This is a genomic window from Symbiopectobacterium sp. Eva_TO (assembly GCF_053848865.1).
In genome coordinates, this window is sequence record NZ_JBSPEY010000004.1 from 4041628 (window position 1) to 4062404 (window position 20777).

General features: G+C 54.7%; 14 protein-coding genes and 6 pseudogenes. 6 read left to right on the plus strand and 14 right to left on the minus strand.

Features of this window, described 5'->3' with window-relative positions:
• Positions 1 to 53: 53 nt before the first annotated feature.
• The 6 genes from ACWWJF_RS23785 to ACWWJF_RS23810 form a co-directional block, all read right to left on the minus strand.
• Entirely contained in the window at positions 54 to 902 is an 849-nt protein-coding gene (locus tag ACWWJF_RS23785) for an AMP-binding protein (protein ID WP_455870739.1), read from the minus strand.
• Positions 880 to 2048, minus strand: a protein-coding gene (locus ACWWJF_RS23790) for an IS3 family transposase (RefSeq protein WP_455868400.1) whose coding sequence is annotated in 2 segments (ribosomal slippage) — positions 880 to 1793 and positions 1793 to 2048 — 1170 coding nt in all. Because the reading frame shifts where the segments join, the coding sequence is not laid out codon by codon here. The genes ACWWJF_RS23785 and ACWWJF_RS23790 overlap by 23 nt, the downstream gene beginning before the upstream one ends.
• Positions 2049 to 2318: 270 nt before the next feature.
• Positions 2319 to 2789, minus strand: coding sequence for a class I SAM-dependent methyltransferase (locus ACWWJF_RS23795; protein ID WP_455870740.1), 471 nt, complete (start codon positions 2787 to 2789; stop codon positions 2319 to 2321).
• 3 nt (positions 2790 to 2792) lie between these two features.
• Positions 2793 to 3539, minus strand: a complete 747-nt coding sequence (locus ACWWJF_RS23800; protein WP_455871238.1) for a thioesterase II family protein — start codon at positions 3537 to 3539, stop codon at positions 2793 to 2795.
• Positions 3540 to 3545: 6 nt separating this feature from the next.
• Positions 3546 to 4625 (minus strand): Gfo/Idh/MocA family oxidoreductase, encoded by a 1080-nt coding sequence (locus tag ACWWJF_RS23805; protein WP_455870741.1) that lies wholly within the window; start codon positions 4623 to 4625, stop codon positions 3546 to 3548.
• A complete protein-coding gene (locus ACWWJF_RS23810; RefSeq protein ID WP_455870742.1) occupies positions 4622 to 5020 on the minus strand; it encodes a hypothetical protein in 399 nt (132 codons plus the stop codon). The genes ACWWJF_RS23805 and ACWWJF_RS23810 overlap by 4 nt, the downstream gene beginning before the upstream one ends.
• A 61-nt stretch (positions 5021 to 5081) precedes the next feature.
• Here ACWWJF_RS23810 and ACWWJF_RS23815 point away from each other — a divergent pair.
• A protein-coding gene (locus ACWWJF_RS23815) for an IS1 family transposase (RefSeq protein WP_455870743.1) occupies positions 5082 to 5776 on the plus strand; the annotation gives its coding sequence in 2 pieces (ribosomal slippage) (positions 5082 to 5325 and positions 5325 to 5776; 696 coding nt in all).
• 380 nt (positions 5777 to 6156) lie between these two features.
• Here ACWWJF_RS23815 and ACWWJF_RS23820 read toward each other — a convergent pair.
• The 6 genes and pseudogenes from ACWWJF_RS23820 to ACWWJF_RS23845 all read right to left on the minus strand — a co-directional run.
• Positions 6157 to 6291 (minus strand): annotated as a pseudogene (locus ACWWJF_RS23820) (respiratory nitrate reductase subunit gamma); the annotation flags it as partial.
• Positions 6292 to 6310: 19 nt separating this feature from the next.
• Entirely contained in the window at positions 6311 to 6556 is a 246-nt protein-coding gene (locus tag ACWWJF_RS23825; protein WP_455870744.1) for a hypothetical protein, read from the minus strand.
• A 171-nt stretch (positions 6557 to 6727) separates the two neighbouring features.
• Positions 6728 to 7189 (minus strand): annotated as a pseudogene (narJ, locus tag ACWWJF_RS23830) (nitrate reductase molybdenum cofactor assembly chaperone); the annotation flags it as partial.
• A 2-nt stretch (positions 7190 to 7191) separates the two neighbouring features.
• Positions 7192 to 8747: pseudogene (gene narH, locus ACWWJF_RS23835) on the minus strand (nitrate reductase subunit beta).
• A pseudogene (locus ACWWJF_RS23840) lies at positions 8747 to 12514 on the minus strand (nitrate reductase subunit alpha). The pseudogenes narH and ACWWJF_RS23840 overlap by 1 nt, the downstream one beginning before the upstream one ends.
• Positions 12515 to 13027: 513 nt before the next feature.
• Positions 13028 to 14421, minus strand: a pseudogene (locus ACWWJF_RS23845) (NarK family nitrate/nitrite MFS transporter).
• Positions 14422 to 14720: 299 nt separating this feature from the next.
• On the opposite strand from ACWWJF_RS23845, the gene ACWWJF_RS23850 reads away from it, so the two are divergent.
• The 5 genes from ACWWJF_RS23850 (at position 14721) to narL (ending at position 18643) form a co-directional block, all read left to right on the plus strand.
• On the plus strand, positions 14721 to 15977 hold the full coding sequence (locus tag ACWWJF_RS23850; protein ID WP_455870745.1) for a HAMP domain-containing protein: 1257 nt from the start codon (positions 14721 to 14723) through the stop codon (positions 15975 to 15977).
• Positions 15978 to 16007: 30 nt separating this feature from the next.
• Positions 16008 to 16322 (plus strand): histidine kinase, encoded by a 315-nt coding sequence (locus ACWWJF_RS23855; RefSeq protein ID WP_455870746.1) that lies wholly within the window; start codon positions 16008 to 16010, stop codon positions 16320 to 16322.
• 88 nt (positions 16323 to 16410) lie between these two features.
• Positions 16411 to 17618, plus strand: a protein-coding gene (locus ACWWJF_RS23860) for an IS3 family transposase (protein ID WP_455871239.1) whose coding sequence is annotated in 2 segments (ribosomal slippage) — positions 16411 to 16732 and positions 16732 to 17618 — 1209 coding nt in all. Because the reading frame shifts where the segments join, the coding sequence is not laid out codon by codon here.
• Positions 17619 to 17694: 76 nt separating this feature from the next.
• The gene (locus ACWWJF_RS23865; RefSeq protein WP_455871240.1) at positions 17695 to 17991 is read left to right on the plus strand and encodes an ATP-binding protein; all 297 of its coding nucleotides are present in this window, start codon (positions 17695 to 17697) and stop codon (positions 17989 to 17991) included.
• On the plus strand, positions 17981 to 18643 hold the full coding sequence (gene narL, locus ACWWJF_RS23870) for a two-component system response regulator NarL (RefSeq protein ID WP_455870747.1): 663 nt from the start codon (positions 17981 to 17983) through the stop codon (positions 18641 to 18643). Before ACWWJF_RS23865 ends, narL begins: the two co-directional genes overlap by 11 nt.
• Positions 18644 to 18722: 79 nt before the next feature.
• Here narL and ACWWJF_RS23875 read toward each other — a convergent pair whose 3' ends face one another.
• Together ACWWJF_RS23875 and ACWWJF_RS23880 are read right to left on the minus strand one after the other, a co-directional pair.
• Positions 18723 to 19763 carry an IS481 family transposase gene (locus ACWWJF_RS23875; RefSeq protein WP_455870748.1) on the minus strand — a complete coding sequence of 347 codons (1041 nt, stop codon included), beginning with the start codon at positions 19761 to 19763 and terminating at the stop codon, positions 18723 to 18725.
• Between the two features lie 136 nt (positions 19764 to 19899).
• Positions 19900 to 20688 (minus strand): annotated as a pseudogene (locus ACWWJF_RS23880) (PhzF family phenazine biosynthesis protein).
• Positions 20689 to 20777: the final 89 nt, after the last annotated feature.

Sequence of the window (20777 nt, forward strand, 5' to 3'; positions counted from 1 at the left end):
TCACTCTTTCAACCATCATTCTGCTCCGCGCTTAAAGAGGTGGGATGCGTTCATTACATTTCCTTTACCTGTTCCCTTACACGACCGAGAATGCGCGCCGTTAGTGCCTGTTTATTGATTTTTCCCATTGGGGTAAGCGGCAATGCTTTTACCACGCTCAGTGCGTCGGGCCATCGAGATGTGGTCACGCCCTGTTGTTCCAAAAAAGCACACAAATCCGCCAACAGCAGTGAACGTTTGGCGACTACCACCGCATGCACCGTTTCATCCAAGCCGGCCACAACGGCCACGTCACGCACATCAGGATGCATGCGCAACGCATCCTCTATGTCCCCCGCCCCCACGGACTCACCATGGCGGTTGATAGTTTCTTTGATGCGCCCTTCGACGCAAAGATTGCCATCCGGTAAACGTCGGACACGATCGCCGCTACGGTAAAACCCCTCAGACGTGAACGACTGCCCACCTGAGAGACCAACGCGAAAATACCCTCGAATCGTATAGGGTCCGCGCACCCATAGCTCACCCGCGTTACCGGGGGAAACGGCAACCCCAGCGGGGTCCGCAATGCGAATATCATAATCCTCACACAACGGCCGTCCCTGCGTGGTAAGGATGGTGTGTGGCGTATCGTCCAGCCTGGTCGCGGTGATCAGCCCTTCCGCCATACCAAACACTTGTTGTAATTGGCATCCGAAACGATTCAGCATCGCGCCAGCCCGAATGGAATCCAGTTTAGCACCGCCCACCTGAATCAGACGCAGCGACCGTAAATCAGGAAGCTCACTGTCTAGTGCTTCCAGCCAGCATTGGCTTAACGACGGCACCAATGCGGTGAGTGTGATACCAAAACGGGCAATTGCTGCGAAAGTGTAGTGGTCAACTAATATTGGCCACCGCATTAGACTGTATGTAGAACAGTCGCTCAGATTCGTTTGGAGTTAAGCCGCCGTTATACCAGTGAGGCCGGATAGCGCTGTAATACCCCGTGATGTAGCGGATAATCGCGTCCTGGGCTTCGCTGAAGCTGTTGTAACCCTTTGTCGGCACCCATTCTGTCTTCAGGCTGCGGAAGAACCGCTCCATTGGCGCATTATCCCAGCAGTTACCCCGCCGACTCATACTCTGCTTTATCCGGCAGCGCCACAGGGCTTGCCGGTATTGACGGCTGGTATAGTGGCTGCCCTGGTCGCTGTGGAACATGACTCCTGTTGGTTGTCCCCGGAGTTCCCAGGCCATCTGCAACGCTTTAACTGTCAGCGCCGAGTCCGGCGACGTCGACATGGCCCAGCCCACCGGTTTGCGGGCGAACAGATCTAGCACCACCGCAAGGTAAGCCCAGCATTTGCCCGTCCAGATGTAGGTCACATCGCCGCACCAGACCTGATCCGGCGCGGTAACCGCGAACTGGCGGTTGAGATAGTTCGGTATTTCAACGTGTTCATTGCCGCCGCGTTTGTATTTGTGAGCCGGTCGCTGGCAGCTGGCGATACCCAGCTCCTTCATCAGCTTGCCAGCCAGCCAGCGCCCCATTTTGACACCGGAGCTGCCGGTGACGATGGTCGCGATACTTCGAGCGCCGGCAGAGCCGCCGCTGGCGTTCCAGGCTTCCATGACGCGGCTACACTTAACCACGCGCTCACCGTCGGGTTCATTAGCGGAAGCCTGCCAGTGCCTGTAGCTGCTGCGATGTACCTCAAAAGTTTGGCACAACGCCGTGACCGGGTATCGCGCCCTCAGCCTGTCGACTACCGTGAACCGTTGAGTGAGTCCGACATTAAGAGCGCCGTAGCCTTTTTTAGGATTTCGTTCTCCATTTCAAGGCATTGGACTTTTTTCTTCATCTCACGCAGCTCGAGCTGTTCAGGGGTAAGAGGAAGTCCCGTTGGCGTTTTTCCCTGTCGTTCAAGGCGAAGCTTATTGACCCAGCGACTAATGGCAGAATGGCTGACATTAACCGCCTCTGCGGCCTTAACGTATGTGTAGCCGTGGTCGACAACCAGCTTTGCGGCTTCGAGCTTAAATTCCGCCGTAAAATGTTTACCCATGAGGTCACCTGTCGTGTTGATGAGGTGAGCATATCACCTCCGATCAGGTGGCCAGTATCAGTGTGCCACTACAGTGAGACGTTCTGAGCGCAACCCCGCTTCCTGCGCAAGTTCCGCCAGACTAAATGTGTGCCAGACGCTCTGATTACTAATCACCTGCGCCGGGCATGGCCCGCCGCGAACCGTCCAGCAGGACGTCAGCAGCATAGTATCGTCTGGCCCCGGTTCGCCTTGCAATGATGCGGTGTAATGCCGTTTACCTACCGTTTCTCAAGCGAGCGGAAAGGCGGGCAGCACGATCGGTTTTTCCAGAGGCAGTAATTCAACAAAAATCGGTGCGCCAGCCGACAGGCGCGGTAACAGTAGCTGCCACAGCTGCTGACGCTTTTCCCGGCACAGGTGCCCCAATACGCCATAGGCCACCACTGCGCCCAGTTTTTCCGGCAGGTGCAGTTGATCCAGGGGTTCAGCGACCACGGTCACGCGCTGACGCAACTGCGGATCGTTGATAACACGGTGCATCAACACGGCGCGCATGGCAGGTGCCGGTTCCACTGCCAAAATGTCACACTGTGGCACGCTATCGGCAATGGCTGCGACCGTGCGCCCGGTTCCCGCCCCGAGATCCAGGATCGGTTCACCATTTAACGTGGTGGCCGCAAGGCGTTCCCGCAACATGGTATCGCCTGCTCTGGCCACCAGGTCATAATATTCCGCTACGAGTGAGTAGAAATCGTCCATCGTTTATCCTTTTGTACACGGGGGGAGCGAGGAGAGAAACGCCTGCTGCACGGTGTCAACCACCGCATCGCGTTGCTGATTGATAAAGAAATGGTCACCGGGGAAAATATGCACCTGACACGATGCTGAGGTGTAATCGGCCCAGGCGCAGGCTTGATCGGCGGGAAGATCGGGATAGTCCCGTACGGCAAGTACATCAATCGGGCAGCCAATCACAGGCGTGTTATGAGGTCGATAATTTTCGATCAAGCGATAGTCACTGCGGATAATAGGCACCAGCAGCGCCGCCAATTCCGGCGACTCCACCAGCGCGTTGTTGCGCGGATTCAAACGACGCAGTTCAGCCAGAATATCGCTGTCACTGCTGCGATGAACCACGCTGTCGCGCGGGTGATAACGGGGCGGTTGCCGACCAGAGACAAACAGATGCCGCGGCGGCATGCCCTGCGCTTCCAACTGGACCGCCAGCTCATGCGCAATCGCACCGCCCATGCTGTGCCCCAGCAATGCATAGGGTCGCGTCGCAATATCGCGTTGCAACTCAGTCATCAGCGTGGCCAGCAAGCGTGACATGTCATCGATAGTCGCTTCAGTAAAACGATCTTCTCGTCCTGGATATTGCACGGCAGCCACGGCGATCTGCGTATCAAACAGCGTTGCCCAGGCGCGAAATGCGCTGGCCCCCCCGGCATAGGGCAGGCAAACCAGCAGCGGTTGCGACGCCGACGGGGGGAGAAAAACGCAAGAAATGACGTGTCATTCGGCCTCCTGTTGGCACAGTTGCTGGCACAGCGCCACCTCAGGTGGCGTAGCGGGTTCAATCAGCGCGGGGGGACCAAGCAGGGTTGAAATCTGGTGCCAACTGCGCGTGACGCTCAATGTCCAGGCGGATTGGCTCTGAGCCAACGCTGGATTTCCGATACTGGTGATGAAGGCATCCAGCGCCCGATTGATCGCCTGTGGCCATTGGGTATCGAACACCACGCGAAAGGTGTCAGGCTCACTGCCCGGCAAGGTGCTACTGCTCAGCGCCACCAAGCGTTCTGTGCCCGGTCCGTCCAACACCAGACGGTGCGTGGCATCGCGGTGAGTGTGCAAGCGCGGCTGCCACAGGGCTGGACCGTGCGTATCCGCCAACGTCAGAACGCCGCTCTCTGTAGCTAGCGTCATCCGATGCAGCAAAAACGCATGATTATCGGCATCCCCTGGATGGATCTGGTTTTGTACGCGCAGCGTGATCGGGACACCGCCGATATCTCCCTGAATTGTGGTGTAGGGGCCGCTCTGAGCAGGCTGCGCCAGCGCCAGTCGACAAGGTTGCAAGCGCCCCAGCGCCCGCGCCGCCATATCCAGCCAGGGATACAGTACTTGTGCGCCACATCCCCCCTCCAGATAAGCGATCGGTTGTTGCTTGCGCAGCAACGCCGCGGCCTGCAAGAAACGCGTCACTGCACGCACATGGGGATAAAACGCATTAACGTCATAGCGCACACCATACTGATGCGCAGTACGAAAGCAGTGTGCCAGTTCATCAGGATGCAGTGGATGTTCCTGCAAAACGTGGATTCCACGGCGCAGCAGCGCACACGCGATCTCCGCACCGCTACCGCCGGACACCCCTGCGCGCACCACCACGCAGGCCAGCGTTACCGTATCCGGAAGCGCATCCACCGCGTGATAATGCGCGATACCCAGCTCACACGCACAGCGTGCCGAAGCTTCAGAGCCGCGCGACAGGATCCCGACCAGTTCTATGTCCGGGTGTATCGCCAATGCGCGAAGATAAAAACGGCCAAATGCGGTGCCGCACACGACGGCCTTCATTTTGCTGGTCATAGCTTTCTCTCTTCGAGGCGTTCATCAGGCAGGTATTGGCGAATCTGCGTGCCCGGATGCAGAAGGACAACGTCGTTAAAAGTTTGTGTCGCCATCAGGACGTCATCCGCGAAATGCACGCCAGGGGCAATATCACCGCGCAATAACGCATTCACCGTGCTCACCGTAACGGCGGCGGTCAACGCAGCGCTGCTGTCGGTGGAGATAACCACGCGGCGGTGCGGTGTGTGGTGGGGGATAAGATCGAACACAAGTCGGTAATACGGTGAGTCCCCCAACAGATCGAGCTCGCTGGCCTGTTCAACCTGTGCCACTGCCTGTGCCAAGCGTTCAGCACTGTTGACCCAACCGCGTAAACCGGTCAGCGTCTCACGCAAGAAGCTGCCGCTAAACACGTTGGTAATGCCTTCAAATAGTTGGCTTTTGTGATATTCTGCCGCTATTTGAGGTTTCCACGTGGTTACTGTTTTTGTTCATTGCCCTCGCTGCCATTCAGATAAAGTTTATCGACATGGCCTTAGTCCAACTAAGCGCGAACGCTCCCGGTGTCAGTGCTGTCGCCGTGTATTCCAGCTTACCTACCGCTATAAAGCGCGAAAGCCGGGAGTCAAAGAGCAGATCGTTGATATGGCCTTCAACGGTGCCGGTGTTCGCAATACCGCCAGAACGTTGAAAATCGGCATCAATACGGTCATCCGGGCTTTAAAAAGCTCTCGCCCCGCAGGATAACGTCTTCTCCCGTTGCTCACGCCGACGTCGCCCTTATCTGTGAACTTGATGAGCAATGGAGCTTCGTTGGCAGTCAGGCGCTACAGCACTGGCTTTGGTACGCTTACAATACCAAAACGGGCGGTGTTCTGGCCTACACTTTTGGCCCCCGAACCGATGAGACCTGCCGTGAATTGCTGGCTCTGTTGACACCGTTCAACATCGGCATGATTACCAGTGACAACTGGGGCAGCTATGCAAGAGAGGTTCCGAAGCAGAAACATCTGACTGGCAAGATCTTCACGCAACGCATAGAGCGCAATAACCTGACGCTCCGTACCCGCATTAAACGACTGGCGCGTAAAACGATTTGCTTCTCGCGCTCCGTCGAGATCCACGAAAAAGTCATCGGAGCCTTCATCGAAAAACACATGTTCTACTAATTGGAGTCATTACCCAAATATTGTCGCCTGTGCTCTGGCAAACAAACTGGCGCGAATAGCCTGGTCAATCACAACTAATCACAATGAATATCAGGCCTGATGTTATGTAGAACTAAATCAACAGACTGATTATTAAGTAATTAAACAGCAGTTACCTATCTGGTTTTGCGAAGACTGATTATTGATGACATGAACGGCATATCGGCCTGCTGAAAAACCTGACGACAAAAATGGCTCACTGAAGCCGAGGGCCTTTTCAGGTTCACCAGGCGCGGAACTCATCGAGGCGCGGGCATCTCGCCCACAGAGACGCCGGATAGATTGAAGCAAGCCCACCATTAGTCAAAAATCAGTGTTGCAAAAATGGGGGTGACCATAGATTTGTCGAGAATCTGGCTGGAACCGGCACGCCACGAATACTGCCCGTAGTCATAGCGCAGCCAGCTTCCCACCAGGAACACTGTACCTGCCAGATAAGGGTAAATATCAAACAACAGCATATCAACGTAGTGCATGGTTTTTTCCTCCGGCAGGTTATGCGTCAAGATCCAGATACTGGGGTACTACCGCGCCCGCAAAGCGACGCTGGTGCGCGGTCTGCTGCGCACTGTCGCACCCTTTATCCGCAAAGAACTTCACCTGCTCTTCTTCCCATACCGCATCCAACGCCTGCGGCGTGTCATCACGGGCTTCGTCCGCCTCTTTATACGTGACATTGTCACTTTTTAATGCGCTACCAGAAAGCGCCAGCAACACGTCAAACAACAGGGTATAGTCCATATCGTTATACACATCTTTCTAACGCACTGTTTAATCAATGAGTTACGGGTTTATCTCAGAGTGGCATTTTGAACCTCAAAAAGCCAATGGGATGGCTTGAATGCCTTAATTCACGGGGTTCTGAGCATCCTGTTCAAAAAATGGCCAAAAGATGTGTATAACGATATGGGTATAGTCGCTGTCGCGCTGCTGTAAACGCGCACCGAGCAACGCCAGAATGGGCGCGATATCCAGCAGCCCTGCACGACTTTCTGCTGCTCCCAACCGCGAGAGATATTCCAGGTAGAGCGGCAGAAAATCCGGCAGTTCGCGGCAGTCAAGCTCCAGACCGGCTGCATGATAATGCTGCATCAGGTCCACCATCGCCTGACCGCGATCGCGCGATTCACCGTGCACATGTTCGAACAACAGCAGCGATGTCGCCCGGCCCCGGTCAAACAGTGCGCAATATTCAGCCTGTTTATCCAGCAGATCCTGCGCACACTGTTGTCGGATAAACTGTGCCAATTGCTCACGCAGTGGCAGTGACAGCGTGTCGTCTTGTGCCAGCGCCTCAATCAGTTCCTGATGATGCGCCCACAGTTCCCCATCGGGATCATCGAGCAGACGGGCGATAATGCGTAACGTCATCATCATCAATCCTCCTGCATCACTTTGCTGTTCATGTCACGTGTTTTGCTGGTGACATCAATGGCATCAATGCGTTTGCTGTTAAACAGGTTGAATTTGCTGTCGCTGCCGTGACAACTATCGCCGAAGCTGAAACCGCATCCTTTGCTCTCAGGAAAGGCGTCACGCGCCAGCTCACGGTGGCTGGACGGCACCACAAAGCGATCTTCATAGTTGGCAATCGCCAGATAGCGGTACATTTCCTGAGCCTGGGCTTCGGTCAACCCCACTTGCTCTAGCGCACGGGTATCGATCACCCCTTCTACGGTTTCTGCACGCTTAAAGTGGCGCATCGCGAGCATACGTTTCAGCGCCAGCAGTACCGGTGTGGTATCACCTGCCGTCAGCAGATTTGCCAAGTACTGCACCGGAATGCGCAGACTTTCCACGTCCGGCAGCACACCGCTGTGTGCCAGTGCGCCCGCATCAGCGGCAGATTGGATAGGTGACAACGGCGGCACATACCACACCATGGGCAGCGTGCGATACTCCGGGTGCAGCGGCAGCGCCAATTTCCACTCCATCGCCATTTTGTAGACCGGCGATTGCTGTGCCGCTTCGATAACCCCGCGCGGCACGCCGTCTTTCAGCGCCTGAGCAATCACATTCGGATCGTTCGGGTCGAGGAATACCTCAAGCTGACGCTGGTAGAGATCCTGCTCGCTCTCCGTGGCAGCCGCTTCAACAATGCGATCAACGTCATACAGCAGCACGCCGAGATAACGGATGCGACCAACACAGGTTTCAGAGCAGAGTGTCGGTTGCCCACTTTCGATACGCGGGTAACAGAAGATTCATTTCTCGGATTCTCCGCTCTTCCAGTTAAAGTAGATTTTTTTGTACGGACAGCCGGTCAGGCACATGCGCCAACCGCGACATTTATCCTGATCGATCAGCACAATGCCGTCTTCACCCCGTTTGTAAATCGCACCGCTTGGGCAGGTCGCGACACAGGCGGGGTTCAGACAGTGTTCACACAGGCGCGGCAAATACATCATGAAGGTGTTTTCGAACTGGCCGTACATCTCCTTTTGCATATGCTCAAAGTTTTTGTCTTTGGCACGCCCACTGAACTCACCGCCAAGATCATCTTCCCAGTTCGGACCCATTTCGATTTTCTTCATGCGCTGACCGGTAATCAGCGAGCGCGGACGCGCTATCGGCTGATGTTTCCCCTCCGGCGCTTTACGCAGGTTTTGTAGTCGTAGTCAAACGGCTCATAATAGTCATCGATTTGCGGCACATCCGGGTTGGCGAAAATCTTGGACAGCACGCTGACGCGATTGCCCATACGCGGTTCCAGTTTGCCGCTGATTTTACGGATCCAACCGCCTTTCCATTTGTCCTGATCTTCCCAGGCGCGGGGATAGCCTACACCCGGTTTGGTTTCGACGTTGTTGAACCAGGCGTATTCCATGCCTTCACGGCTGGTCCAGACATTTTTGCAGGTGACGGAGCAGGTATGGCAGCCGATGCATTTGTCCAGATTCAGCACCATGCCCACTTGGGAACGAATTTTCATCAGGCTTTCTCCTGCGCGGTCAGTGAACGGGCTGCGGGCTGTTCGTAATCCTGGCCTTCATCATCCAGCCAATCGATACGTTTCATTTTGCGTACCACCACGAATTCGTCGCGGTTACACCCAACTGTGCCGTAGTAGTTAAAGCCGTAGGCTAACTGCGCATAACCACCGATCATGTGCGTGGGTTTCGGCGTAATACGCGTCACCGAGTTATGAATACCGCCGCGCTGGGCGGTGATCTCTGATCCGGGCAGGTTCACGATGCGCTCCTGCGCGTGGTACATCATGGTCATGCCTGCCGGTACGCGCTGGCTCACCACCGCACGCGCCGTCAGTGCACCGTTGGTGTTGAACGCCTCTACCCAGTCGTTGTCAACGATGCCCAGATCCTGTGCATCATCCTCACTCAGCCAGATAACCGGTCCACCGCGCCCCAACGTCAGCATCAGCAGGTTGTCGCTGTAGGTGGCGTGAATACCCCACTTCTGGTGCGGCGTCAGGAAATTGAGTGACTTCTCCGGGTTGCCGTTTGGTTTCTGATTAATCACCGGTGCCACCGCACAGGTATCCACTGGTGGGCGGTACACCAGCAGGCTTTCACCAAAGGCGCGCATCTATTCATGATCCTGATACAGCTGCTGACGGCCTGACAGCGTGCGCCACGGAATCAGCTCATGCACGTTGGTGTAGCAGGCATTGTAGGAGATATGTTCATCTTCCAAACCTGACCAAGTCGGGCTGGAGATAATTTTGCGCGGCTGGGCCTGAATATCGCGGAAGCGGATTTTTTCATCTTCTTTATTCAACGCCAGATGCGTATGGTCGCGGCCAGTAAATTTACTCAACGCCTCCCAGGCTTTTACCGCCACCTGACCGTTAGTTTCCGGCGCCAGCGTCAGGATCATTTCTGCCGCGTCGATGGCAGTGTCAATTTTTGGCCGCCCAACCGCTGCGCCTTCAGCCTTGGTGTAGTTGAGTTTTTTCAGGAAATCGACTTCAGTTTGAGTGTTCCAACCAATGCCTTTACCGCCGTTGCCCAGTTTGTCCAGCAACGGTCCCACCGAGGTGTAGCGTTCATAGAGATTCGGGTAATCGCGTTCGACCACCATCAGGTGCGGTTTTGCCGGGAATCAGATCGCACTAGCCTTTTTTCCAGTCATCCACGCCGAACGGCTGCGCCAGTTCAGCCGCAGAATCATGCTGAATCGGCAGCGTCACCAGATCGGTTTCCACGCCAAGGTGCCCCTGGCACACGCGCGAGAAGGTTTTGGCAATGCCTTTGTAGATTTCCCAATCACTCTTGGCATCCCAGGCAGGATCGACAGCCGCTGACAGCGGATGAATAAACGGATGCATATACGAGGTATTTATGTCGTCTTTTTCGTACCAGGTGGCCGTCGGCAATACGATATCGGAATAGAGACAGGTGCTGGACATGCGGAAATCCAGTGTCACCACCAGATCCAGCTTGCCTTCCCCCCCTGCGCTTGCCACTCCACCTCTTCCGGCATAACGCCGCCCTGCTTACCGAGATTCTGGCCTTGCAGGCCGTGTTCAGTGCCGAGCAGGTATTTGAGCATGTATTCGTGCCCTTTACCGGACGAACCCAACAGGTTAGAACGCCAGATAAACAGGTTACGCGGGAAGTTTTGCGGATTGTCCGGCTGTTCAGCGGCAAACGCGATAGTGCCCGCTTTCAGCGCCTGCACGGCATACTCTTGCGGCGTCATCCCCGCTTGCTGCGCGCGGGCAGCGATACTGAGCGGATTCACGTTCAACTGGGGCGCTGAGGGCAGCCAGCCCATGCGTTCGGCACGCACGTTAAAATCGATCATGCTGCCGGTAAAACGGGATTTATCCGCCAGCGGCGACAGGAATTCCTGCGGAGCTACCGTTTCGTAGCGCCACTGGCTGGAGTGGTTGTAGAAAAAGGAGGTGCTGTTCATGTGGCGCGGCGGACGCTGCCAGTCAAGACCGAACGCCAGCGGCGTCCAACCGGTTTGTGGACGCAGTTTTTCCTGACCGACATAGTGCGCCCAACAGCCACCGCTTTGGCCGACGCAACCGCAAAACACCAGCATGTTGATCAGGCCACGGTAGTTCATGTCCATGTGGTACCAGTGGTTGATACCGGCACCGACGATAATCATTGAGCGCCCGTGGGTTTTGTCGGCGTTATCCGCAAATTCGCGGGCGATACGCACGATGTTATGGCGTGAGACGCCGGTGATCTGCTCGGCCCATGCGGGGCTATATGCTTTTACCTCATCGTAGTCAAGAGCGCAGTTGTCATCGTTCAGTCCGCGATCCAGCCCGTAATTAGCCAGCGTCAGGTCGTAAACGCTCGCTACCAACGCTTCGCTGCCATCGGCCAGCTTCAGGCGTTTTACCGGCAGTTTATGGCGTAATACCTCGTCAAGGGCAACGCTGCTGAAGTGCTCACTCGGTAGCCCACCAAAGTACGGAAAGCCAACGTCCGCCACTTCATCATGCGCACCCAGCAGACTCAGGCGCAGTTGTACTTTTTCGCCACTGACGCCGTCATGCTGCTCCAGGTTCCATTTGCCCTGATCGCCCCAACGGTAGCCAATGGAGCCTTGCGGCGCAGTCAGATTGCCAGTCTGTTCATCAATCGCCACCGTTTTCCACTGCGGGTGATTCTCCTGACCGAGATTGTCCAGCAAATCGGACGCGCGCAGCATGCGACCTGCCGCGTAGTAGCCCGCTTCACGCGATTCCAGCAACACCAGCATCGGCATGTCGGTATAGCGGCGCACGTAGTCGGTGAAATAACGGCTCGGGTTATCCAGATGAAACTCTTTGAGGATCACATGACCCATCGCCAACGCCATGGCGCTGTCGGTACCCTGTTTCGGATTCAGCCATTGGTCACACAGTTTGGCGATTTCCGCATAATCCAGCGTGACGGCCACGGTTTTGGTGCCCTTGTAACGCACTTCGGCAAAAAAGTGCGCATCCGGGGTACGCGTTTGCGGCACGTTGGAACCCCAGGCGATGATGTATGACGAGTTGTGCCAGTCGGCTGATTCCGGCACGTCGGTCTGCTCGCCCCAGGTTTGTGGCGACGCCGGCGGCAAATCACAATACCAGTCGTAGAAGCTCAGGCAGACACCGCCGAGCAGCGAGAGGTAGCGCGCCCCCGCCGCATAAGACACCATCGACATCGCCGGGATTGGCGAGAAGCCGATAATGCGGTCGGGTCCAAAGGTTTTGGCGGTGTATACGTTGGAAGCCGCGATCAGTTCGTTGACCTCGTTCCAGTCAGAACGCACAAAGCCACCGCGACCACGGATTTTCTTGTAATAAGCGGTTTTTTCCGGGTCGGTCACGATAGAAGCCCAGGCATCGACCGGATCGGAGTACGCCAGTTTTGCTTCCCGCCATAGTTTGAGAAGACGCTTACGCATCATCGGGTATTTCAGGCGATTGGCGCTGTAGAGATACCAGGAGTAACTGGCACCACGCGGACAGCCGCGCGGTTCATGATTTGGCAGGTCTGGGCGGGTGCGAGGATAGTCGGTCTGCTGCGTTTCTCAGGTGACCAGACCATTTTTCACATAGATTTTCCAACTGCACGATCCGGTGCAGTTGACGCCGTGTGTTGAGCGCACCACTTTATCGTGCTGCCAACGGCTGCGGTAACCGTCTTCCCAATCCCGGTTGGTATTGAGCGTCTGACCGTGCCCATCTGCAAAGGGCTCGGCCAATTGTTTAAAGTAACGTAACCGGTCAAGAAATTTGCTCATCCGGACTCTCCTGCTGCGAAGCCTGCTGGCTTCTGTCGTTATGAATGCGCGTAGCCGATACGGTGTGTTGCCTACGGCACATTGCTCCAATTGGCGCTAGGGTAACGACCTGAGACGGGTTCAAAATTGATACCGATCAAGCTCCTCCGGGGTGTCAAACGGTGAGAGCGAACGAAATACCACCAAGGGATTATGAAAATCAAAACCAATATCCATATGAAAAATATAGATATTAATGACCTTTATACCCAAAGGGATAATAATGATTTCAGCTCGTGACTATTTGGAGGTAGGTAGCGTGGCGAGAGGCCGATAGAAAGCAAAACGCGGCGCAATGATACGCCGCGCGAGGTTGCTGAACCCGTATCTTTACTCTTCGTCATCCTCAGTGAAAGCCGGGGATCTCTATGAGAATGAACGTGTTTCTTCTGTAAGACATTCCCGCTTTCGCGGGAATGACGGAAGTGGGTGGGAATGACGGCGGTGACGGGGAACTCACCATCAGGTTAGCGGCTATCGCGGTGTTTTACGCCCATAGAACAGCCAGGTGACCAACACGCACACCCCATAACACAGGATAAACACTTTTATTGCCCCTGCCGGTGAACCGGTCAACTCGAGTGACGTACCGAACGCTTTGGGGATAAAGAACCCGCCGATAGCGCCAATCGCAGAGATAAAGCCAAGCGCGGCAGCAGAGTCCGTCGCAGCTTCACGCAGCGCATCGTCATCGCTGCCACCACGCGCTTTAACGCGTTCTGCGGTCAAACGACGGAAAATCACGGCAATCATCTGGAAGGTTGAGCCACTGCCCAACCTGGCGGTGAGGAACAGCAGCATAAACAACCCAAAGAACACGGCGAAGCTGCCCGCATGACCATCCGTAGCCAGCGACAGATAGAGCAATACCGAGAATAGCGCCATCAGGATAAAGTTGATCAGCGTGACACGTACGCCACCAAAACGGTCGGACAGCATACCGCCCAACGGTCGCGCCAATGCGCCAAGTAGAGGACCAAAAAACGCGTAGTGCAGGATAACGATATCGGGAAATTGGGTTTTAGCGAGCATGGCAAATCCCGCGGAAAAACCGATAAACGAACCAAACGTGGAGAGGTAAAGAAAGCTGAGCACCCACAAGTGCAAGCGTTTGAGCACCGGCAGTTGCTGACTGATGGAGGCTTTGGTGGTACTCAGATCGTTCATGCCAAACCAGGCTGCCAGCGATGCCACCAGCAGGAAAGGCACCCAAATCCAGGCAGCGCGATACAGCCACACCGTGCTGCCATCCGCCTGTGCTACATCGCCAGTCGAGCCAAGCAATGGCAAGAAAATGACCAGCGGAACCAGAATCTGCATCACACTGACACCCAGATTGCCCAATCCGCCATTCAGTCCTAACGCTCCCCCTGTCTGGCTTTAGGGAAAAAGAAACTGATGTTCGCCATGCTGGACGCGAAATTCGCCCCGGCAAAACCGCACAACAATGAGATGATGACAAAGGTGTGATATGGCGTTTGCGTATCCTGCACCACAAACCCCAGCCACAAGCACGGGATCACCAAAATCAGGGTATTCAGGGTGGTCCAACGTCGCCCACCAAAGAGGGGGATGACAAAGGAGTACGGGACGCGCAGCAGCGCGCCGGACACCGAGGGCAGCGCGGTTAGTAAAAACAGCCGGTCCGTCGAGAAGTGAAACCCCACTTTATTCAGGTTAACGGCCACGGTGCTAAACAGCATCCAGACACAGAAAGAGAGCAATAAGCACGGGATGGAAATCCACAGGTTGCGAGTGGCGATGCGCTGACCGTGTTGCTGCCAGAAATTGGCATCTTCCGGATACCACTCGCCAATGGTCGCGTTAAGCGGCTTGCTCGTAGGATCATTTGTTGTAGGCTGCGTCATAAAAAAACCTCAGTGAGTAAAACTCGGTATATAACCCTGAGGAAATAACAGGGTATTCAGGGCGCAACATGAGGGATGCCAGTGTAAATAAAATTGATATGAATCAACGCCCTGTCAGGTAAAAAATGCCGCTTCCACGCCATCCACCACCTTGTGAGTAACCCTACGTTAAAAAATAAAAACCGCGAATTCAGCCCGTTAACGCGACTTCACCCTCAACTACTCCCAGCCATGACCCGATACGGATATTTGTGGGTACTTATTAAGGGGTGTAGGGTTATAGCGAAGGATGGTGAAGAATGCAGACCTATCAGATACCTTTTGCGTTGTCGCCGGATTCAGCGGCAAAGCACTCGCGCAAAACAGGACATTCGTTGAACAACGCTATGAGCGAAGGATGGCGACGTGGAGTTCCCATGGTTAAACGTCTTTTACTGCCGCTGTCGCTGACACACCAGGTAGCGATGTTGATGTTGTTACTCGGACTGCTCGGCATTGCGGGTATGGGCATATCCAGTTGGATGTCGCAGAACATCCAAGGAAATGCGCACGCCATCAATAACGCGGGCTCCTTGCGAATGCAAAGCTATCGCCTGCTCTCCATGGTGCCGTTGTCCAATAGCAGCCACATTTACCTGGATGACCTCGAACGTGATGAGGCTAACAGCGATTTACAGCAGGCGGTGCGGCGCGAAGGGTTGAGCGAACCATTTTCTCAACTGCGGACCTTCTGGCAAACCCAGTTGCGTCCCCAGTTGCAACAGGCGTCTCGCCCGGATGAAGCAGCCAGCGATGTTGCCGCCTTTGTGGCGCAGTTGGATGCCCTGGTGTCCGCCATCGACCACAGTACCGAAGAACGCATTGCGCTGGTCACCAAAATCCAGCGCCTGTTTATCGCGCTGATGGGCATGGTGCTGCTGGCAACTATTCTCTATCTACGTCACCGTTTGCTGACACCGCTGCGTAAGCTGGTCGCCATGGCGCAAGCCATCGGCCACGGTGATTTCAGCGAACGAGTCAGTCTCTCAGGCAAAGATGAAATGAGCACGCTGGCGCAAGCGTTGAACAGCATGTCGGATGAACTTTCCGCCATCTACCACCAGTTGGAACAACTCGTCGCGGAACAGACCACCCGACTGCGTCAGAAAAACGATACCCTTTCCTTTCTGTATCGCGCCAGCCGTCGTTTGCATACCAACGCGCCGCTTTGCAGTCGGGTGATGCCTATTCTCAACGAATTGCCTGCGCTCACTCCGCTGAACAATATCCAATTGCGGCTGTATGAGAGTAATAACCAAGAGCAGTTTCATCAGTTTAGTCACGAAACGCCTTACGACGCGGCGAGCTGCCCTGACGCCAGTTGCCAGAGCTGTGGTTTATACAGCAACGCGACTACTGCACGTGGTGAGCCGGTATTTTGGACACTGCACGATCAACACCATCAATACGGTATGGTGCTGGCTACACGAGCCAGTGAATGCGAACTGAGCCCAGATCAACAGCAGTTGCTGAATACCCTGCTGGGACAGCTCACCAGTACATTGGCGCTGGAATGACAATCTGAACACCAGCAGCAACTGATACTGATGGAAGAACGTGCGGCAATTGCGCGTGAATTGCATGATTCACTGGCCCAATCGCTCTCTTGTCTGAAAATTCATGTCAGTTGTATCCAGATGCAAGGCGGAAATCTGTCGGATGAGGTACGCAGTCAGTTGACCGAAATGCGTGAAGAACTGAACACCGCCTACCGTCAACTGCGTGAGCTGTTGACCACATTTCGACTTCAACTCAACGAATCCGGCCTGTTGGCCGCACTGCGCGCCACCGTCGAAGAATATGAAAAACGGTTGGGATTTCCCTTGCGGTTGCATTATCAGTTGCCACCACAAGCGGTATGATGTAGCCCCCTGTAACACCAGACAGTAGCTGTATCTCCAGATAAGAGATAGGCTTAGATATATGTCTAACAATCATGCTAATTTTGAAATGACCGGGATCCTGTTAGGGCAAGAAGTCCGTAAGCGTAAAACTCCGCAAGAGAAAATCGCCATCATTCAGCAGACAATGGAGCCGGGGATGAACGTCTCCCATGTAGCCCGCCTGCATGGCATCCAGCCCAGCCTTTTGTTTAAGTGGAAGAAGCAATACCAGGAAGGAAGCCTCACCGCCGTTGCGGCCGGAGAAAAAGTGGTTCCAGCTTCGGCGCTGGCGACTGCCCTCAAGCAGGTCCGGGAGCTACAGCGCCTTCTGGGTAAGAAGACGATGGAAGTTGAGATCCTCAAAGAAGCAGTGGAGTACCGCCAGTCGCGAAAATGGATAGCGCACGCGCCCTTGTTGCCAAAGGACGGGGAATAGCTCTGGTCAGCCGCGCCATGAGCGTGTCGCGTGCGCAGCTGTCACTGCGGGTTAACCGTTCTGCCGACTGGCTGGACAGGCGCAGCAACCGGCGTAATGACGAAACTGATGCTGAGATATTATCGGACATCCTCCGTATCATCAGCGACATGCCCAGTTACGGTTACCGCCGAGTGTGGGGTATCCTGCGTAAGCAACGTCGTGCAGAGGGACTTCCACCGGTGAACGCCAAACGGCTTTACAGGATAATGAGCGAGCATAACCTGCTGTTGTTGCATGATAAAACTGAACGTCCGAAGCGGGAGCATAAAGGCAAAATCGCGGTAGCAGAGAGCGATATGCGCTGGTGCTCAGATGGCTTCGAGTTCGGTTGTGACAACGGCGAGAAGCTGCGGGTGACGTTCGCACTGGACTGCTGCGACCGGGAGGCCATAGACTGGGCAGCGAGCACCAGGGGTTATGACAGTTCAACCGTGCAGGATGTGATGCTGAGGTCGGTGGAAAAACGCTTCGGTAGCGCGCTGCCGGATAAACCAGTGCAATGGCTGACGGATAATGGTTCAGCGTACACAGCGCATGAAACGCGGAAGTTCGCCAGAGAACTGAATCTGGAGCCCTGCACAACAGCAGTGAGCAGTCCACAGAGTAACGGCATGGCAGAACGGTTCGTGAAGACGATGAAGGAAGATTACATCGCCTTCATGCCAAAACCCGATGTGCGAACAGCGCTGAAGAATCTTGCAGCGGCGTTCAATCATTACAATGAAAACCATCCGCACAGTGCGCTGGGATACAACTCCCCAAGAGAATATCGGCGCCAGCGGGCATCGTTAACTTAAGATACAAAAGCTGTCCGGAGATGGTGGGTCAAGATCACCACCACAAGCGGTATCGGCCCATCAGGGAATTCATGTCCTGCAAATCGTGCGTGAGGCGCTCAGCAATATCTACAAACATGCGCAGGCGAGCGAGGTGGACATTACGCTGGTGCGGCGCGAAAAACGTATCGAATTGACCGTACGTGATAACGGCATCGTTCAGGATAGCCAGCGCGCCAATCATTACGGTTTGATTATCATGCGAGACCGCGCGCACAGCCTGCACGGAGAGTGCACCATTGCGCGCCATCAGGGGGGAACGCAGGTGAAAGTGACTTTTGACGCAGAAAACCGTTACCGCCCGGAATTAACAGGAGAAGACAATGACGAATGAAGTGCCAAACGACGATAGCGCGACCCTTTTATTGATTGACGACCATCCGATGTTGCGTAATGGCGTAAAACAGTTGCTCAGCATGGTCCCCGGTTTGCGCGTGGTGGGCGAAGCCAGCGACGGGGAACAGGGCGTGATATTGGCCGCGGAGTTAGATCCAGACCTGATTTTGCTGGATCTGAACATGCCCGGCATGAACGGATTGGAGACGCTGGTGCGTTTGCGAGAAAAGGCGCTGTCTGGCCGCGTTGTGGTCTTTAGCGTTTCCGATCATGAAGATGACGTGGTGAGCGCCTTGAAAAACGGGGCGGATGGCTACCTGCTTAAAGACATGGAACCCGAAGATTTGTTGGCGTCATTGCATCCGGCGGCATCGGGTAAGATGGTGCTTAGCGAAACCCTGATGCCGATCCTCGCCGCCAGCTTGCGGGAAAACCGGCAGGGAAGCGATCGCAGCATTCAGCAGTTGACGCCCCGTGAGCGCGATATTCTGAAACTGCTGGCACAAGGGCTTGCCAATAAGGTGATTGCACGCAAGTTTTCCATCACGGAAAGTACAGTAAAGGTGCACGTTAAGCATCTGCTGAAAAAAATGAAGCTGAAATCGCGTGTGGAAGCGGCAGTATGGGTGCTGCAAGAGAAAATCTTTTAATCGCCGGGAGCCGACATAAGCTGTATTAGCTCAGACCTGATCTGACAGTTACCGGTTATTTATACAGGTGTCTGTCAGATTAAATCTGGTTCAGATTTTTTTCTGCCCAGACTCGTTTACCATCAAGTAACGTGGCCATTGGCGTACGCCCGCAGCACATTTTACCCTGATGAGTTCGCTCATTATTGTAATGCCACAACCAGTTGTCCAGATCCTTTTGTAGACTTTCTAGGTCCTCGTATAACGTCTTACGGAACGCAACCTGATAAAAATCCTGCAAAATAGTTTTATGGAAGCGCTCGCAGATACCGTTTGTCTGCGGAGACATCGCTTTCGTTTTCGTATGGTCTATATCGTTGATAGCCAAGTACAGCTGATAGTCATGTTGTTCCACTTTACCGCAGTACTCCGTCCCCCTGTCCGTCAGTATTCTTAGCATTGGCAGCCCCTGAGCTTCGTAGAACGGCAGCACGCGATCATTGAGCAGGTCGGCGGCAGAGATCGGTGCTTTACTCGTGTAAAGCTTGCAGTGCGCCACTTTCGAGTACGTATCCACGAACGTCTGCTGGTAGATACGGCCAACACCTTTCAGATTACCCACGTAGAAGGTGTCCTGCGACCCCAGATAACCCGGGTGAGCAGTCTCTATTTCACCACAGGCTTCGTCGTCGTGCGCCTTCTTCTCCAGTGCAGCGATTTGAGCATCAGTAAGTACGATGCCTTCTCTGGCAACTTTTTCCTCAAGTACCTTCAGGCGCTTACGAAAGTTTTCCAGATCGTGTCGTTGCCAGATGGAGCGCACACCGCTGCCAGAAATGAAGACGCCTTTTTTACGCAGCTCATTACTGGTCCGGTGCTGGCCATGAGCCGGGAACTCAATGGCGTAATCAACAACCGCACGTTCAGTGGCTTCATCAGCACGGTTTTTCAGGTTGGGAACCCGGCGGTTTTGGTTAACCAGAGCGTCAATGCCGCCTTCTGCCGCCAGTTCCTGATAGCGATAAAACGTGTCGCGTGACACCCCCATGATTTTACGGGCTTTTGATACGTTACCGAGTTCTTCGGCGAGATTGAGCAGGCCGGCTTTGTGTTTGATGATGGGATTGTTAGTATGAAGCATGAGAGTTACCTCGTGTTTTGTATAAGCATTCGACACCCATATCAAAACCGGTAACTCTCAACCTTTCAAGGTCCAGTGTCAGAGCAAGTCGCGACTAATACACATAAGCACCATCCCGGCAGCACCACGTTGGCGGTTAACGCAAGAAGATCTTGCCTTCCAGATAGGTGACCGCCTGGCCGCTAATCAGCACCCGATCGCCTTGCCATTGGCAATGCAAATCGCCGCCACGGGCTGAAACCTGACGTGCACGCATCGTGGTTTTTCCTAATCGATCGTGCCAGTAGGGAATCAACATGCTGTGCGCCGAGCCAGTGACCGGATCTTCGGCAACGGCTTATCCCGGGCAGAAAAAGCGGCTGACAAAATCATAGTCGTCTCCCGGCGCCGTCACGCACACCAGTTTGCCCAAGGGTTTCATGGCGTGAATATCTGGCGTTAACGCTTCGACCTGTTGTTGGTTTTCCAGCACAACCAGATAATCGCGCGCCGCACGCACCTCAACCGCGTCGTCGATCCCTAAACAGCGCAATAGCAGCGCGGGCGGCGTGACCGGCTCCGCCTGCCAGGCCGGGAAATCAAGCGTCAACCCCGCGTCACTGCGCGTGACCGTCAGTTCCCCGACAAACCGGGTCGAGAAACGGATCGTATCTCCCGCATACCCCATGGCGGTGAAAATTACATGCGCTGCCGCCAGCGTGGCGTGTCCACACAGGTTGATTTCACCCTGAGTGGTAAACCAACGTAACGCAAAGCCCTGCTCTGAGGGCACGAAAAAGGCCGTTTCCGATTGGTTGTGCTGGCGCGCTATCTGCAACAAGCGTTCATCCGGCAACCATGCCGTCAATGGGCATACCGCTGCCGCATTGCCACCAAACGTGTGCTGTGTAAACGCATCAATCAAATAAAAATCCACAGTTAACATTGTTACTCCTTGATTGCCAGGCTGCTTAGCGCTGTTCTGTGAGATTTAATCGCCCTATAAACATTACTGCCATTCATGCGTTCGATCGG